The sequence below is a fragment of the Nitrosopumilus sp. K4 genome, from assembly GCF_018128925.1.
Classification (GTDB): Archaea; Thermoproteota; Nitrososphaeria; order Nitrososphaerales; family Nitrosopumilaceae; genus HKST03.
This window is the reverse complement of sequence record NZ_CP067007.1, coordinates 1,598,610-1,612,713: the sequence shown is the minus strand read 5'-3', so window position 1 is coordinate 1,612,713 and position 14,104 is coordinate 1,598,610. Positions and strand designations below refer to the sequence as shown.

At 33.5% G+C, this 14,104-nt stretch carries 17 protein-coding genes and 2 tRNA genes; 9 read left to right on the top strand and 10 right to left on the bottom strand.

The features are described from left to right. Positions 1 to 486: a hypothetical protein gene (locus NsoK4_RS09780; RefSeq protein WP_211687342.1), complete on the top strand. Its 486-nt coding sequence runs from the start codon at positions 1 to 3 to the stop codon at positions 484 to 486. A 2-nt stretch (positions 487 to 488) separates the two neighbouring features. On the opposite strand, the gene NsoK4_RS09775 is transcribed toward NsoK4_RS09780, so the two are convergent. Continuing rightward, positions 489 to 1,553 (bottom strand): Xaa-Pro peptidase family protein, encoded by a 1,065-nt coding sequence (locus NsoK4_RS09775; RefSeq protein ID WP_211687341.1) that lies wholly within the window; start codon positions 1,551 to 1,553, stop codon positions 489 to 491. Positions 1,554 to 1,624: 71 nt separating this feature from the next. On the opposite strand from NsoK4_RS09775, the gene NsoK4_RS09770 reads away from it, so the two are divergent. Together NsoK4_RS09770 and sepF are read left to right on the top strand one after the other, a co-directional pair. Continuing rightward, positions 1,625 to 2,638, top strand: coding sequence for a tRNA (5-methylaminomethyl-2-thiouridylate)-methyltransferase (locus NsoK4_RS09770; RefSeq protein WP_211687340.1), 1,014 nt, complete (start codon positions 1,625 to 1,627; stop codon positions 2,636 to 2,638). A 73-nt stretch (positions 2,639 to 2,711) separates the two neighbouring features. Beyond that, on the top strand, positions 2,712 to 2,990 hold the full coding sequence (sepF, locus tag NsoK4_RS09765; protein ID WP_211687339.1) for a cell division protein SepF: 279 nt from the start codon (positions 2,712 to 2,714) through the stop codon (positions 2,988 to 2,990). Here the strand turns inward: sepF and NsoK4_RS09760 are convergent. Both NsoK4_RS09760 and psmB read right to left on the bottom strand, forming a co-directional pair. Next, entirely contained in the window at positions 2,982 to 4,919 is a 1,938-nt protein-coding gene (locus NsoK4_RS09760; protein WP_211687338.1) for a beta-CASP ribonuclease aCPSF1, read from the bottom strand. The two genes, sepF and NsoK4_RS09760, sit on opposite strands and share 9 nt — an antisense overlap. A gap of 7 nt (positions 4,920 to 4,926) precedes the next feature. Then, the gene (psmB, locus tag NsoK4_RS09755; protein ID WP_249111060.1) at positions 4,927 to 5,568 is read right to left on the bottom strand and encodes an archaeal proteasome endopeptidase complex subunit beta; all 642 of its coding nucleotides are present in this window, start codon (positions 5,566 to 5,568) and stop codon (positions 4,927 to 4,929) included. Positions 5,569 to 5,636: 68 nt separating this feature from the next. Here psmB and NsoK4_RS09750 point away from each other — a divergent pair, with 68 nt between their 5' ends. Next, positions 5,637 to 6,701 (top strand): NAD(P)-dependent glycerol-1-phosphate dehydrogenase, encoded by a 1,065-nt coding sequence (locus NsoK4_RS09750; RefSeq protein ID WP_211687336.1) that lies wholly within the window; start codon positions 5,637 to 5,639, stop codon positions 6,699 to 6,701. A 1-nt stretch (position 6,702) separates the two neighbouring features. On the opposite strand, the gene NsoK4_RS09745 is transcribed toward NsoK4_RS09750, so the two are convergent. From NsoK4_RS09745 to NsoK4_RS09735, 3 genes are read right to left on the bottom strand one after another with little or no spacing between them, the layout of a single operon-like run. Beyond that, entirely contained in the window at positions 6,703 to 7,449 is a 747-nt protein-coding gene (locus NsoK4_RS09745; protein WP_211687335.1) for an FKBP-type peptidyl-prolyl cis-trans isomerase, read from the bottom strand. A 41-nt stretch (positions 7,450 to 7,490) separates the two neighbouring features. Beyond that, positions 7,491 to 8,636 (bottom strand): alanine--glyoxylate aminotransferase family protein, encoded by a 1,146-nt coding sequence (locus NsoK4_RS09740; protein WP_211687334.1) that lies wholly within the window; start codon positions 8,634 to 8,636, stop codon positions 7,491 to 7,493. A gap of 39 nt (positions 8,637 to 8,675) precedes the next feature. Next, complete coding sequence (locus tag NsoK4_RS09735; RefSeq protein ID WP_211687333.1) at positions 8,676 to 9,170, bottom strand: nicotinamide-nucleotide adenylyltransferase; 495 nt, start codon at positions 9,168 to 9,170, stop codon at positions 8,676 to 8,678. A 63-nt stretch (positions 9,171 to 9,233) separates the two neighbouring features. On the opposite strand from NsoK4_RS09735, the gene rtcA reads away from it, so the two are divergent. After that, complete coding sequence (gene rtcA / locus NsoK4_RS09730; protein WP_211687332.1) at positions 9,234 to 10,259, top strand: RNA 3'-terminal phosphate cyclase; 1,026 nt, start codon at positions 9,234 to 9,236, stop codon at positions 10,257 to 10,259. Here rtcA and NsoK4_RS09725 read toward each other — a convergent pair. After that, positions 10,239 to 10,736 carry a CopD family protein gene (locus tag NsoK4_RS09725; protein ID WP_211687331.1) on the bottom strand — a complete coding sequence of 166 codons (498 nt, stop codon included), beginning with the start codon at positions 10,734 to 10,736 and terminating at the stop codon, positions 10,239 to 10,241. The two genes, rtcA and NsoK4_RS09725, sit on opposite strands and share 21 nt — an antisense overlap. 100 nt (positions 10,737 to 10,836) lie before the next feature. On the opposite strand from NsoK4_RS09725, the gene NsoK4_RS09720 reads away from it, so the two are divergent. Further along, on the top strand, positions 10,837 to 11,316 hold the full coding sequence (locus NsoK4_RS09720) for a hypothetical protein (protein WP_211689060.1): 480 nt from the start codon (positions 10,837 to 10,839) through the stop codon (positions 11,314 to 11,316). A gap of 6 nt (positions 11,317 to 11,322) precedes the next feature. Here the strand turns inward: NsoK4_RS09720 and NsoK4_RS09715 are convergent. Continuing rightward, a tRNA-Val gene (locus NsoK4_RS09715) sits at positions 11,323 to 11,396 on the bottom strand. Positions 11,397 to 11,473: 77 nt separating this feature from the next. On the opposite strand from NsoK4_RS09715, the gene bluB reads away from it, so the two are divergent. From bluB to NsoK4_RS09700, 3 genes are all read left to right on the top strand, one after another. Then, positions 11,474 to 12,181: a 5,6-dimethylbenzimidazole synthase gene (bluB, locus tag NsoK4_RS09710; RefSeq protein WP_211687330.1), complete on the top strand. Its 708-nt coding sequence runs from the start codon at positions 11,474 to 11,476 to the stop codon at positions 12,179 to 12,181. Positions 12,182 to 12,205: 24 nt separating this feature from the next. Continuing rightward, a tRNA-Arg gene (locus tag NsoK4_RS09705) sits at positions 12,206 to 12,300 on the top strand. A gap of 47 nt (positions 12,301 to 12,347) precedes the next feature. After that, positions 12,348 to 12,875 carry an NADPH-dependent FMN reductase gene (locus NsoK4_RS09700; protein ID WP_211687329.1) on the top strand — a complete coding sequence of 176 codons (528 nt, stop codon included), beginning with the start codon at positions 12,348 to 12,350 and terminating at the stop codon, positions 12,873 to 12,875. A 332-nt stretch (positions 12,876 to 13,207) separates the two neighbouring features. Here the strand turns inward: NsoK4_RS09700 and NsoK4_RS09695 are convergent, their stop codons facing one another. Both NsoK4_RS09695 and NsoK4_RS09690 read right to left on the bottom strand, forming a co-directional pair. Next, the gene (locus NsoK4_RS09695; RefSeq protein ID WP_211687328.1) at positions 13,208 to 13,684 is read right to left on the bottom strand and encodes a hypothetical protein; all 477 of its coding nucleotides are present in this window, start codon (positions 13,682 to 13,684) and stop codon (positions 13,208 to 13,210) included. Positions 13,685 to 13,763: 79 nt separating this feature from the next. Further along, entirely contained in the window at positions 13,764 to 13,988 is a 225-nt protein-coding gene (locus NsoK4_RS09690) for a hypothetical protein (protein ID WP_211687327.1), read from the bottom strand. Between the last annotated feature and the right edge of the window lie 116 nt (positions 13,989 to 14,104).

Below are 14,104 nucleotides of genomic sequence, written 5' to 3'. Positions count from 1 at the left end.
ATGGTTCGAGACTCTAAAAAGAAAGAAGACAGACCAAAAGAATCAGAGTTTAAGAAATTTCTCAAAAAACGAGCTCCAGTGTATCTAGGTGTCATAACTTTAGTAATTGTCTTTATTGTACCTGAATTAACAAAAGGAGATCTACAAAGCAGTTTTCCAGAAGATCTTTCAGAACAAGAAAAACAAGCATTAGACAAAATAATGTCATATAGAGGTCCTAATGGGAAGGGATTAAGTGTACTTGATGCAATTTCAAATAAAATAGCAGAAGAATATCCAAATGAGAAGATCTATGACAACAAAAAGACAAACGTAGATGTTACAATAACAAATACAGATGTTGATGAGTTTCAGGTGATATTGGATTTTAAATCCTATAAAGGAGAATTAAATTATGATTGGAGTGTAAATGTAGAAACTAGTGATATTTCTGGAAATAATCAAAATGGAAAACACATTATTGATTTAGTAGATTTTTATGATTAGGCTCAAATTGTGACTAAATCTTTAGTAAATTTGTGCATGACTATTGGTCTTTCCTTTACTATCAACGAGTCTTCAATTCTAATTCCAAATTTGTTTTCGATGTAAATTCCTGGCTCTACAGTAATTGCCATATTTTTTTCCAATTTTGTATTACTTCTATATGAAACGGTTGGCAGTTCATGTACTTCAAGTCCTATTCCATGACCTGTTGAATGAATGAAATATTTTCCAAAGTTTTGATCTTCAATGTATTTTCTGCAAGCAAAATCTACATCTTTACAATTTACTGTCGGCGTTACTGCTTTTAACCCAAGTTTCTGTGATTCTTTAACAACATCATAAGCTTCGTTTGCTAATGGTGAAATTTTCCCCATTGCAAATGTTCTTGTTGCATCAGAAACATATCCTTTGTATCTTAATGTAAGATCAACAACCACAAGATCTCCTTTCTTGAATTTTCTTTGACTTACTTGTGCATGAGGTAATGCACCATTTGGACCACCTGCAATAATTAGAGGATTAAGTGTTGATTTGTAACCAGTGTCAAACATTTGCTGATTAATAGCATATGACATCAAAATTGCCTGAAGTTCAGATTCTTTTTGACCTACTTTCATCTTTTTTGAGCAAATTTCAAACATTTCATCAATAATTTTAGAAGCTTTTTTTAGAATTGCAATTTCATTGTCATCTTTTATAATTCGGGAATTGTAAAAGGGTTCAGTGGACGATTTTATTTTAGGAACAGATTTTTTGAGAGAAGTCATGATGGAGTAATTTTGACAATCAGTACAAACTTTGTTTTTCTTAATTCTAGATACAAGTGTGGATATCAGTCCAGTTCCTCTTTCTGCGGTTACCACATTGCAATCTATTGATTCTGCAGTGGCACGGCCAACTTCCAATTCGGGTGCAATTATTGTAGTTTTCCCATTTTTCTCCAATAATCCGATCGCCTCACCCCAAAATCCAGTCATATAGAACAGGTTCTCAGGCTCAAATGCAACTAGTGTATCACAGCCAATTTTGTGGGCAAATTTTAGAAGATTCTTCCTTCGTTGTCTCATGAAAAAACTTGCTGTTTTCTTAATTTATGTATGATGCAAAGTTTGTATATGCGAAATAAAATTTTTGAAATGTGACTGAAGAAAAGCAGAAGAAGAAAGTAGTTGCTCTGTTGTCAGGTGGACTAGATAGTCAACTTGCTGTTAGAATGATGCAAGAGCAAGGATTTGATGTTTCGGCAGTTGCAATAAAAACTCCATTTTGTGATTTTGATTGTGGAAGGGGGTGTGGATTTGAAATCAGGGAAAGAGCTGATGATCTTAATGTAAATTTGAAAACAGTGTATCTTGGTGATGAATATATTGAAATGTTAAAGCATCCAAAACACGGAATTGGTGCAGGGTTTAATCCTTGCATAGATTGCCGTTCAATGATGTTTGATGCTGCAAAGAAACACATGGATGAAATCGGTGCTGAGTTTATTATTTCAGGAGAGGTATTAGGACAAAGACCTATGAGTCAACATGCACCTGCATTAAGAACTATTGAAAAAGAATCAGGGCTTGTGGGAAAAATTGTTAGGCCACTATCTGCAGGATTACTTCCCGAAACAGATCCAGAAAAAGAAGGATTAATCAAAAGAGAAAATTTAGGAATGATTAGAGGAAGAACAAGAAAAAACCAATTGCAAATGGCAAAACAATATGGAATTGAAAATCCTCCAAATGCAGGTGGAGGATGTCTTTTAACAGACCCAGCTTTTGGGTTGAAAGCAAAAGATTTGTTTGAACATACAGAAAATCCAACAATAAATGATATTGATTTACTAAAGATTGGAAGGCATTTCAGATTAGATGAACAGACAAAATTAGTTGTTGGAAGAAACAAAGACGAAAATGAAATGATCAAAGCAATTGCATTACCTGGAGATATCTTACTTGAAGCTCGTGATCACGTAGGACCCATCTCAATATTACGTGGAAGGAATGCATCAGAACATACAAAATTTGCGGCATCTGTTACCCTAAGATATTCAGATGCACCAAAAGAAGAAGAGTTTTTTGTTGTTTCAAAAAGAGATGATTCATCAGAGGACATCTTAACAAAATGTGCCTCAGAAGAATCCTATATCAAGTTCAGAATCTAGGCGTGAAATTTTTAAAAAATTAGTTAAAACTAAGGAAGAGTTTTTGAGGGAGTAGATCGCATTTTCCTCAAGGATGCAAAAACAGGAAAATCCAACATATCTAAAGGCAATCACTATTCGTGATATTAGCGATGTTCACTCCATCAAGGAAGATATCAAAAAGGAAATGATTTTGATCCTTAGAGTAACTCCTTTGGCTCAAAAAGATGTTGAGCAATTACGAAAAGTAGTTGAAGAATTGTACTCTATTGCAAAAACTGCTGGTGCAGATATTGCAAGATTAGGCGAAGAGAGGATTATTGTAGCACCATCAAGCATTAAGATTTGGAAGCCAGAATACGATCTAAAATAATTTTATTGCTTCTTGAATTTGTGGATAATGAGCAGGGACTCTATACATTCTTCTAATATTCATTGCAAGATTTTCAGACTTCTTTCGTTCACCATGATTTACTAATACTCTACGTAATTTTGGCCTTAGTCTTTGAACAAATGACATTAATTGGTTATAATCACTATGTCCACTAAATCCATCTAATTTCTCAACACCACAGTTAATTGAAACTACTTCAACCTTGCCTTCTTTTCCCAACATAGAAACTTGTTTTGAACCATCTAGAACTCTTCTACCCAGTGTTCCATTTACTTGGTATGAAACAAAGAGAACTTTGTTCTTTTTATCAGGAGCAATATTTTTGAAATATTCTAGAACAGGGCCGCCTTCAAGCATACCAGATGTTGCTAAGATAATACATGGTGAATCATCCCTCATTGGTTCTTCTCTAGCATCAGCATGTTCAATATTCGTAAAGTATTCAGAATCAAATGGATTATCATCTGTTTCAAGTATTTTTTGTTTTAATTCTCGTGCAAGATATTCTGGATAAGCTTCATGAATTGCAGATGCTTCAGAAATCATTCCTTCAGTAAATACAGGAGCTTCAACCATTTCTCCAGATTTCATGTAATGATCAATTACCATCATAATTTCTTGTGCACGACCAACAGCTGGAATAGGAATAAGGACTTTGCCACCATCTGCAAGAGTATTATTTACTGCATTAATGAATGCAGATTCAACTTCTTGTCTTGATGGTTGAATGTCTTCTTTTGCTCCATAAGTGCTTTCTATCAACAAAGTTTCAACTCTAGGAAAATTCCAATTGGCTGCCTCAAATAGAATACTTTTTCCAAATTTGATGTCACCGGAATAAACAAAGTTATGATCACCGTTTCCAATATGAAAATGACATAATGCAGAACCTAAAATATGACCAGCGTTTGCAAGTACAAGTTTAATGTCTGGAGAGATATCTGTAACTGTTCCATAAGGCAATGTTATTGCCTGTTTCATAATTTGTTTAACATCTCTCTCAGAATACATTGGTGTTCTTCCTTGAGCAGCTGCTACTTTGATTGCATCTAATTGAATTAAATTCATCATTGGTAGTGTTGGTTCCGTACAATAGATTGGACCTTTGTATCCATATTTGCATAATGCTGGTAAAAATCCAGTATGATCAAGATGGGCATGACCAATAACTACAGCATCAATTTCATCAAGGGTCAAGTTTAACCAATCTAATCTTGGGAATGCATCCATCGGATGTTTAGCACCAGGATTTATTCCACAATCAACAAGGATTTTGCTTTCAGGTGTAGATAATAACATACATGATCTTCCAACTTGGCCAAATCCACCTAATGTCATCAGAGAAACTTCAGATTTTTGAGATAATCTAGGTCGGAAAATTTCATCCCCAATCTGTTTGAATTGTTTGCTTCTTTCAGCAGAAGATTGTTTTAGATTTGCATTGATTGTTTGAATAGTTCTTGAGGGAATTGTTGTAGCTTTTCTTATTCTTAATTTCCAGCCAATTTTTTCAGTTACTTCAGCATGATTGAACTCTTTTGCGTCTCTCTGAAGTAACCAAGGTCTTTTTGCTTCAATCGATACCTCACCTGTGGCAGTATCAAAGAAGGCTCCTTCAAATTTTGCATCTTTTGGGATACAGTCGTTTAGAATTTTTCTAGCATCTTCTTCGCTTTTTCTGATTGATTCATCTGTTCTAACAACAATTCTTTTTTTAATTACGTTAACAAGATTTGAAATTGTTTCATTATTTTCCATCAAATAACGAGGTGCATTAGTATACAGAGCTATTCGTGGTCCTTCATATTCAATTTTAGTTACATTAGCTTCTTTTGGAATACTTTGCAGTATGGTGGCCATTATGTTTTGGCTAGAAGGTATTTCTTTTTGTTGCTGTTTTCTTTGCATTAAATCACTAAAGTTCGATAATTGCTTTCTTTTGTTCACCAGTCAATAGACGGAATCCATCCTTATCCATTACGGCAATGTTAATTCCATCACCAGTACCAATGTTTCTTACAATTGCGGCTTTAACTGCACGAAGTGCAATTTTTTTTGCTTCTTCGACTGTTAGATCGGAGCGATATTCCTCTTCTAGTGTTCCGTATGCTACAGGAGAACCGCTACCTGTTGTAACATAGGTTTTTTCCTCTACTGAACCGAACATGTCAATATTAAACAATGCAGGGCCGTTTGAATCATATCCGCCTACTAAAATATCTGCCATAAACGGATAACCACGATTTTGATGGAAAATAAGAGAACATAATCTAGCAAGGGAATGAATTGCAATTGGTTCTTGTTTTTCAACTCGATGGATATTAGAATGATATCGGAGAATATCTACAATGTTTTGGGCATCAGCTACACCGCCTGCTAATGTTAAACCTGCATGATGATCAATTTTTTGAATTTTCATTGTGTTGTTATTTGCGATAAAATAACCTGCACTAGCTCTCATATCTGCACATAAAACAACACCATCTTTAGCCTTGATACCTACAGTGGTAGTCCCATGCAAAATTTTTTCTTCAACGTTATTCGACAAAAAATACACCTATAGAGATAACCTATGTGGCATGACACCCTTTTAAATAACTTTTTGATCCCTTGAAATGATAAATATTGAGAAAAAAGGAGGATCGCATGCAATCTCACACAATGGAATTACCACGGCTAATTGTTGTTGGTGAAAAGAATATTGGTGAATTTGGTGAATTTTTGCATACTTTAGGAAAACCAAAAAAAATATCGTTAATTTCTGGAATAAATGTCAAAAAAATTCTTCAGCAAAAAATTGAAAAATCATTAAAATCAAAAAAAACTTCCTTTGTTTGGCATGTAGCAAAAGATAACAAATTACAAAGTCTCAATAAAATCCAAAAAGATGTTAAAAAGGATCGTAGTGATATGGTTGCAGGTATTGGAGGAGGCCGCTCTGTAGATACTGCAAAAATGGTTTCTTTCAACTTGGATTTACCGTTTGTAAGTGTACCGACAGCGGCTTCACATGATGGGATGGCAAGTCCTTTTGTCTCAGTAAAAACAGATAAACCGCATTCAATTGTTGCAACGGCTCCCCTTGGTGTGTTTGTGGATATTGATATTATTAAAAAAGCACCAAAAAAACTTCTTGCAAGTGGTTGTGGAGACTTGATTGCGAATCTAATTGCAGTCAAAGACTGGCAATTAGGTCACAAAAAAACTGGGGAGTATTACGGAATGTATTCTGCAGAATTGGCAAAGATGAGTGCAAAGATAGTTTTTGAAAATTCAAAAAAGTTTGCAAAAACAGGGTTAGATGCAAGGGTTATAGTTGAAGCGTTGATCAGTGCAGGTGTTGCTTCATGTATTGCAGGGAGTAGTAGACCATGTTCTGGAGCAGAACATTTGTTTTCTCACGCATTAGACAAGATTGCTCCAGGAAGAGGATTACATGGTGAAAAATGTGGAATAGGCTCTATAATGATGGCAAAATTACAAGGACAAGATTGGAAAAAGATTGCAGGTGTATTAAAACAAGTTGGTGCACCAACAACTGCAAAACAAATAGGTTTGAAGAAAGAGGAAGTGGTAGATGCCTTGATTATTGCCCAAGAGTTAAGACCTGAAAGATATACAATTCTAAAACAAATTGAAATGACTGAAAAAATTGCATTTGATCTTGCTAAAAGTACTAAAGTAATTTAATTTATGCAGTCTTTTGTTCAGGAGCTTTTTCTTCTTTGTTCTCAGGCTTCTTTTGAGATTGTTTGTTGATGTGTGTTTCAACAAAATTAATTTTCTCTAAGGTTGGAACAAACTTGAAAACATCTAACTGAATAAAATGCTTCATAATTTGTAATCCATCAGCTCTCAGAATTTCTTCAGGGATTGTGATGTCAACTTCTTTGTCTTTTAATTCAAAATTAATTTTTGTGTTTTCTAGCGGTAATCTGTTTTGCAGTATTCCTTCAATTTTGTCATGTGGTGAATCAAGAGATTTTATAACATTTACATCATAAAGGATTGTTTTACCTGCATATTTGTGATTGTAATCAATTTGAACTCTTCCAGAACCAATGAATCTAATGATTCCTCTTTTGTTATCAATTTCTATTGTATCACCAACTGAAACTTTTTCTGCATCTTCACCAAGTTTCCTGATTGGAATCATTCTAACTTTGCTAGAATCTCTTTCGCCAAAGCCTTTATCAGGAGTAACTTCTACTGTGAGCTTATCTCCAACAGATGTTTTTGCTAATGCCTCATCAAGTCCTTTGAGAACTGGGTAAGATACTTCTCCAATTGAAACAAGTTTTGGTTGATATTTTACATTTGTTTCATGGATTGAGTGTTTTTTTGCTTCTTCTTCGATAGTGGTATCAAAAATTTCTTCACTGTCTTTTACCTTAGCAGTATAATCTACTAAAATTAGTGAACCTTTATCGAAAGTCAATGTGATCGGTCTCGAATTTCCTTATATTAAGTTAACAGGGTTTAGAGAGCTTTAAGTTTTTCTTCTGCAGTCTTGAGTCCTGCTTGAGAATCAATATCATAACCCATCATAGCTAATGTGGACGAAATTGCAGAAATAGTTCTCATTACATGGTATGGGCTAACTTCTCCCATACATCCAACTCGAAATACTTTGCCCTTAAGATTTCCAAATCCACCGGCCACCAATACTTTGAATTTGTTTGCTAATGTATTTCTAAATGTCTTGTCTTCAAGGCCATCTAGATAATTTAATGCAACAATAGAGATTGAACGATCTTCTTCTTTTGCAAATGGAGTAAGACCAATTGCGCTTAGTCCAGAGTATAATGCATCTGAACAAATTTTGTGACGGTTAAAGACATTCTGCAATCCTTCTTCAAGTAAAATTGAAAGGGCCTCTCTGTATGCATATAGCAAAGGCAATGCAGGAGTAAAAGGAGTGTGTTTTTCCTCATCATAATATTTGAAATATCTTGCTAAATTGAAATACATTGTAGGTGGTGGATTTTCAATCATATACTTTTTGGCTTTAGCACTAACTGAGATAGGTGAAATTCCTGGTGGTGCAGCAATTGCTTTTTGTGCACCAGTCATACATACATCAATATTCCATTTATCTACTGGAAGTGGTGCACCGCCTAACAAGGAAACTGAATCTACTACATAGAATGCATCGTTTCTAGAGGTCAGATCTGATACTTTATCAAGATAATTAACCATGGTTCCAGTCGAAGTTTCATTATGAACAACATAGAATGCTTTTACGTCTTTGTTATTGTCAAATGCTTCCTTTACTTGATCAAATGTTGCATTTTGTCCAGGAGGGGTTTCAAGCTTAACAACATTGGCGCCTTGTCCCTCAATAAGTTGTGATAATCTATTACTAAACTCTCCATTTACAGGAATAATGACTTTGTCTCCTTTTTTAATCAGGTTTACAACGCCAGCTTCAACTGCTCCAGTGCCGGATGCAGATAATGCTACGATATCATTTTGTGTTTCAAATACTTGTTGAGTTTTGTCAACTACATCTGTGTATAATTCAACAAAATCATCGCTTCTATGATTAATGATAGGTGCCAGCATAGCTCTCATTACTCGATTAGGAACATTTGTTGGTCCTGGAAGCATTGAAAGATATTCCATATTTATCTACCAACAGTACAATATGGGTTTTATTTATAATTAGAGATTTTTCAAACGTTCTTTGGCATTGGTTGATTTCAAAAAATTTTTTGTTCCGTCAGGTACAAGATGCTCCCATTTTTGATCGCTAATTATTAGATCCCTAATGTTAGTACCAGATAATTCGTCTCTTTTCAAAAATGGGATCGATATTACTTGAATATCTCGTTGTGAATACAAATGATTTGTCAATTCATCATTGGAAAATATAACATCAAACTTTGGAACAATTGTATCTATTTTTTCAATCCATTTTACATGATTATCTAAATCTGGAATAAAATAAATTGAAATTCTTTCTTTCATGTATTCGTCAATTGAAGAAAGGATCATTTCTTTGCGTTCCTCAGCTGAAAACGGGTTATTTTTTTCTCTAGGCTTGTTAGAACTGCCTAATCCAACCCATAATTTATCAACTTTTGATAAGGCGAATTTTAATGCATTAAGATGTCCTAAATGAAATGGTTGAAATCTTCCAATAAGTAAACCATTCATCAATTGTGTTAGAAAATTTCTTTTTAAAAAACTATCATAAAGAGTACAGTAAGGTTCAATGTATTGGATTTTTTAAAAATTGACGGTAATTTTGGGGAGGGAGGCGGACAAATTGTTAGAACAGCAGTTACTCTTTCATGTATTACAAAAACACCAATAATATTAGAAAACATTAGAAAGAATAGAAAAGATCCAGGATTAAAACATCAACATTTGACTGCAATTAAAATTCTCCAAAAAATTTGCAATGCTACAATAGAAGGAGCTAAAATAGGTTCAACAAATCTGAAATTTGCTCCAAAGGATGTAAAGGACGCAATATTAAGAGAAGATGTTAGAACAGCTGGAAGTATTCCTTTGATTCTTCAAGTGTTGATACCAATTTCTGCAATTAATCAAAGAAAACTAGAATTATCTATCAAGGGAGGAACAGATGTTGCATGGAGTCCAACAATTGATTATACCAATAATGTTCTAAGAGAAGCTTATGAAAGATTAGGAATAAATTTTTCAATTGAGTTAGTTAAACGTGGTTATTATCCTAAAGGAGGAGGAGAGATAAATCTCAAAGTTTTTCCATCAACAATAAAGCCAATATCTTTGACAAATAAAAAAACAAGAAAATTAAAAATTTTTTGTTCATATTCAAAATTACCTGAACAGCTAATCAAAGAAAAAATAGAAAAGATCAGATCAAATTTAATTGAAAAAAATTTTGATGTAAAAGTAGTAATTAAAAATCAAAATGCTATTGATTCAGGTTCTACTCTATTGATAGCAAGTGTTGATGAAGAATCAATTATGGGCATTGATAGTATTTTTGACAAAAGAACTAATGAATTTAGAATGGATTTGAAAAAAATTACAGAAAACGAGTTAGGTGTAGATGAAAATCTTGCAGATATGCTTGTAGTGCCTGCAAGTTTAGCTGAGGGTATGACTATTTTTAGAGTTCCAAAAATTTCAACACATTTAGAAACTAATCTCTACGTAACATCAAAAATTACTGGTTGCAAATACGGTGTAGGGAAATTGCCAAATGGTTTTGAGGTTAGAATAGAAGGTGTGTCAAACGCCAGCATCCAATAATGAGGCAAAAAATAGAATAGCTATAGAAATAACTACTGTGACTTCTCCTAAAATTATAATTTTCTTTCTCAATTTCTGAATTTGTTGTTCAGGCATTTGTTTTGACATAATTTTTTCTTCAACATCTTTTCTGATAACTCTAACATGTATGGCATAAGTGATTATCAATGAAATTACCAAAATTATTTTGATGATTAAGAATGTTCCATAACTTGTTGCAACTAGTAAATCAGGTTTACTTAGAAGTACATGTGAATTATACAATCCAGTTCCCATAAGAATTACCAAAGAAGGAATGGCAATTTTGTTGAATCTTTTTCCAACTTTAATCATTATTTGTAATCTTTCTTCAATTGAGTTGGACAGAGTTTTGAGTAATGGTGAAAAAACTACTCCAATGAATAATGAACCTCCAACCCATATTGCAGCTGAAATTAGATGAATCCATGTTAGAATAGCCTGTTCAATAGGTGTCACAATATCTTATTTCTAAGATCAAATATTATGTATTTGGATCTTGACAACCTTTTTTAGTTGTACAGAATTTGATACCAGTAAATTGGCACTACAAAGTAAGATGACAGTTTATGCTGCGATTGCAGGTCTCTTAGCATTAATGGGAGGGTTTGTATTTTATGCAAGTTTAGATAATCCACATTTAGAGCAAGTAGAAATCAAACTGGGCGAAGTTACTGTAAGAGATGTTAACAAAATTGAAAATACTGCAAAGTTAGAAGTTACATTTTACATTAGCAATCCAAGTGAAAAAACATTCACTGTTCCAGTAATTAGTTATCAATTATTTGCAGATGGTGTGTTATTGGGTTCTGGTCAATATTCTACTGAAGATATTGCAATGCCAGGAAGAGCAGTTTTTTATCCAGGAGCTGAAATTCCGTTGAAAAATACATTTGTTCTTGTAAAAGAAAATGTTGATTCCAACACATATGATTCAATTCTAAATGGAAATATCTCAAATTTTAGTGCGGAAGGAAGTATTACTAGTGAAACTTCTTGGAGTATAATTGAGAAGGATTTCACTACCAATCAAAACTAAAAAAAGTGGGCCGAGTGAGATTCGAACTCACGATCACCGCCGTGTCGAGGCGGTATCCTAACCAGCTAGACTACCGGCCCATTGAAGTACAAGACTAGTTACTGACATTATTAACGTTTAACAAAAGCATGAATAGAGATATCATAGGCTATAAGGAATGTCAGAATTTACAGATGAAGAAAAAAATGGCTTTTACAAGGCAATTTATTCAAGAAGAGACGTAAGATCTCATTTTACACCTAAGCCAATAGAGAATGAAATTTTATCAAAGATTCTAAATGCTGCTCATCATGCACCTTCTGTAGGGTTTTCTCAACCATGGAATTTTATTTTGATAAAGGATATGACTACAAAAAAGAAGATCAAAGAGTCTTTTGAAATTGAAAAGAATAGATCTTCACAATTAGTGGAGGAACCAAAAAGATCAAAATACCTATCTTTCAAACTAGAAGGGATTTTAGAATCACCTGTGAATCTTTGTGTAACTTACGATCCGTCAAAATTTGGTCCGTTTGTAATAGGAAGATCAAGTATTCCTGAGGCTGGATTGTATAGTGTTTGTTGTGCTATTCAGAATTTGTGGCTTTCAGCAAGAACAGAAGGTATTGGACTTGGTTGGGTTAGTATTTTATCAAATGATACACTCAAAGAAGTTTTAGAATTACCAGAACATGTAGTTCCAATTGCATATCTGTGTCTTGGATATGTAGATGAGTTTGCAGAAAAGCCAGATTTGGAAAAAGCTGGCTGGCTTCCTAGACTTGAACTTAGAGACGTAGTATTCTTTGAAAAGTGGAATGATAAAGGAAATTCCAATTGGAAAGAGATTCAAGAAATGATCAAAGAAAATCTTGATTACGCTTAAATAATTACAAAAGTGTTTTTTTCTGGGCTTGTGGCGCAGAGTCATTTTTTGACGCGAAACATGGATAGCGCGGTAGCCTCCTAAGTTACAGGTCGAGGGATCGAAGCCCTCCGAGCCCGTTTTAATTTTCATGGGAATTTAAATACAAAGCCAAGTAGCTGAAAATGTGAAAGTTGCAGTAATATCTGGAAGTCCAAGAAAGAAGGGAAATACTCAATTAATTATGAAATATGTTGTCAAATACGCAGAAACAAAAAATGTTGATGTGAAATTTGTTAATCTTTCAGAAGGTCAAGTAGAATGCTATAGAGGATCAGATGAAGGGTACAATGAAGCGACAAAAACTGCTGCAAATGATTTAATGGATGCAGATGTATGGCTTGTTGGCACACCAATCTATAATTCGTTTTTTAGTTCAGCATTAAAAAATCTGTTTGAATACTTGGATTATAAAAAAACACGAGGAAAAGTGGCAGGAATAACAATTATGGCCGCAGGAAATATTGGTTTTATTGATGTTCAAACACTTATCACACAATTATTATCATATTTTCAAATAATCACAAATCCTCAGGCTGTTTTTATTACTACAGAATCTATTTCTGAAGAAGAATTCTCAGACGAAAACGCCAAAGAAAAATTGAGAAATATGGTGGATAAAACATTAGAGATTGCATCAAAATTACAAAAATAATTTAGATTTTTGTAGAATTTAGTTTTGATATAATTGAAATAAAATTTTCTTATGAAGTTAAAAATTATACAATTTCATATAAAGTGTCATCAATGAAAGATGAAAAGGATTACTTTTTACAGTTAAAGCTCTGAAAAATTTGAAAAATAAATCAATAAGCAAAGATTACTTGTAAAAAGTCAAATATTAAGAATTTTTTATATTCTTATGAGCATAGAAAAGAAAGATCCTACAGAATTATGTTCATGTAAATGTCATTTTGGTGGGGCCGAAAGCTGTCCAGGTTGCAAAAATAATCATGGCATTGTTTGCTGCCATTGCAAGGATTGATCTTACTTTTTTTTTCCAGATGCAAGCATCTTTAAATTAGCAAGTTCGGTTTTTAGTGATTCAATCTGTACTAAAGTTTGAAGATTAGAAATTTCTTGATTTAGTCTTTCAATTTCGTCATCTTTTATTTTTACAGATTCTTTTAGCTGGTTTAATTCTCCAGTAAGTTGGTTTTGTGCCTCTTTAATTTCAGCATAACTTACTTGATTTGGATTTGATGCGTATACTTGTGTGGTTTGTGAGTTACTCAAGCTTTTTTTTTCGCTGTGTGTGTGACTAGCCTCAAATTTTTTCATGTAATCAGCACTTCTTTGTGATATCCAACATGTGAAAGTTAGGAACCAAGTGATTGGAACTGCCATGATGAATACGAAATGAAGTATTGGTGCAAAGTCTACAAAATAAGGCCAGAGTCCTGTCAAAACTGCTGCAAAGACTCCAGTTACCACTGTAGCAAGATGGTTTCCAAGATATCCCATAATTTATGGGAAAAATTCATTGTTTATAACAGTAATGCTGAAATCAAAAAATGAGATTAAAAAGAAAAAGGAGCCGAGTTTATTCGTCTTCTTCAGTAGTGTTTTTAGGCATATCAGATTGAAGGATCTGGATTTTTTGTAATAGCTCAGTTCTAAGATCTCTTGCAACTCTTCTGACTGTTGGTCTTGGAACACCTAGCTCATCAACAACTTTTGTGTAGATGTCTTGTTTGTCGGTAACACCCTTGTCAAGATAAGAATTAATTGCTTCTTTAATGATCGTGCTCTGATTTGTACGATTCAACGAATTCTAAATTTTAGTTGTTCTATATAAGACTATAACTTTTGGAAAAAGAAATTTTTGGATTTTAGAGTTTAGGAAATTTTAAGTAAATATTGATTCTTAATTCCGTAGAAAAA

Bases quoted from the DNA above. Each gene is read 5' to 3' on its own strand.
- NsoK4_RS09780 (WP_211687342.1), top strand. From the start codon at position 1: ATGGTTCGAGACTCTAAAAAGAAAGAAGACAGACCAAAAGAATCAGAG.
- NsoK4_RS09775 (WP_211687341.1), bottom strand. From the start codon at position 1,553: ATGAGACAACGAAGGAAGAATCTTCTAAAATTTGCCCACAAAATTGGC.
- sepF (WP_211687339.1), top strand. From the start codon at position 2,712: ATGCAAAAACAGGAAAATCCAACATATCTAAAGGCAATCACTATTCGT.
- NsoK4_RS09760 (WP_211687338.1), bottom strand. From the start codon at position 4,919: ATGCAAAGAAAACAGCAACAAAAAGAAATACCTTCTAGCCAAAACATA.
- NsoK4_RS09740 (WP_211687334.1), bottom strand. From the start codon at position 8,636: ATGGAATATCTTTCAATGCTTCCAGGACCAACAAATGTTCCTAATCGA.
- NsoK4_RS09735 (WP_211687333.1), bottom strand. From the start codon at position 9,170: ATGAATGGTTTACTTATTGGAAGATTTCAACCATTTCATTTAGGACAT.
- NsoK4_RS09720 (WP_211689060.1), top strand. From the start codon at position 10,837: ATGACAGTTTATGCTGCGATTGCAGGTCTCTTAGCATTAATGGGAGGG.
- bluB (WP_211687330.1), top strand. From the start codon at position 11,474: ATGTCAGAATTTACAGATGAAGAAAAAAATGGCTTTTACAAGGCAATT.
- NsoK4_RS09695 (WP_211687328.1), bottom strand. From the start codon at position 13,684: ATGGGATATCTTGGAAACCATCTTGCTACAGTGGTAACTGGAGTCTTT.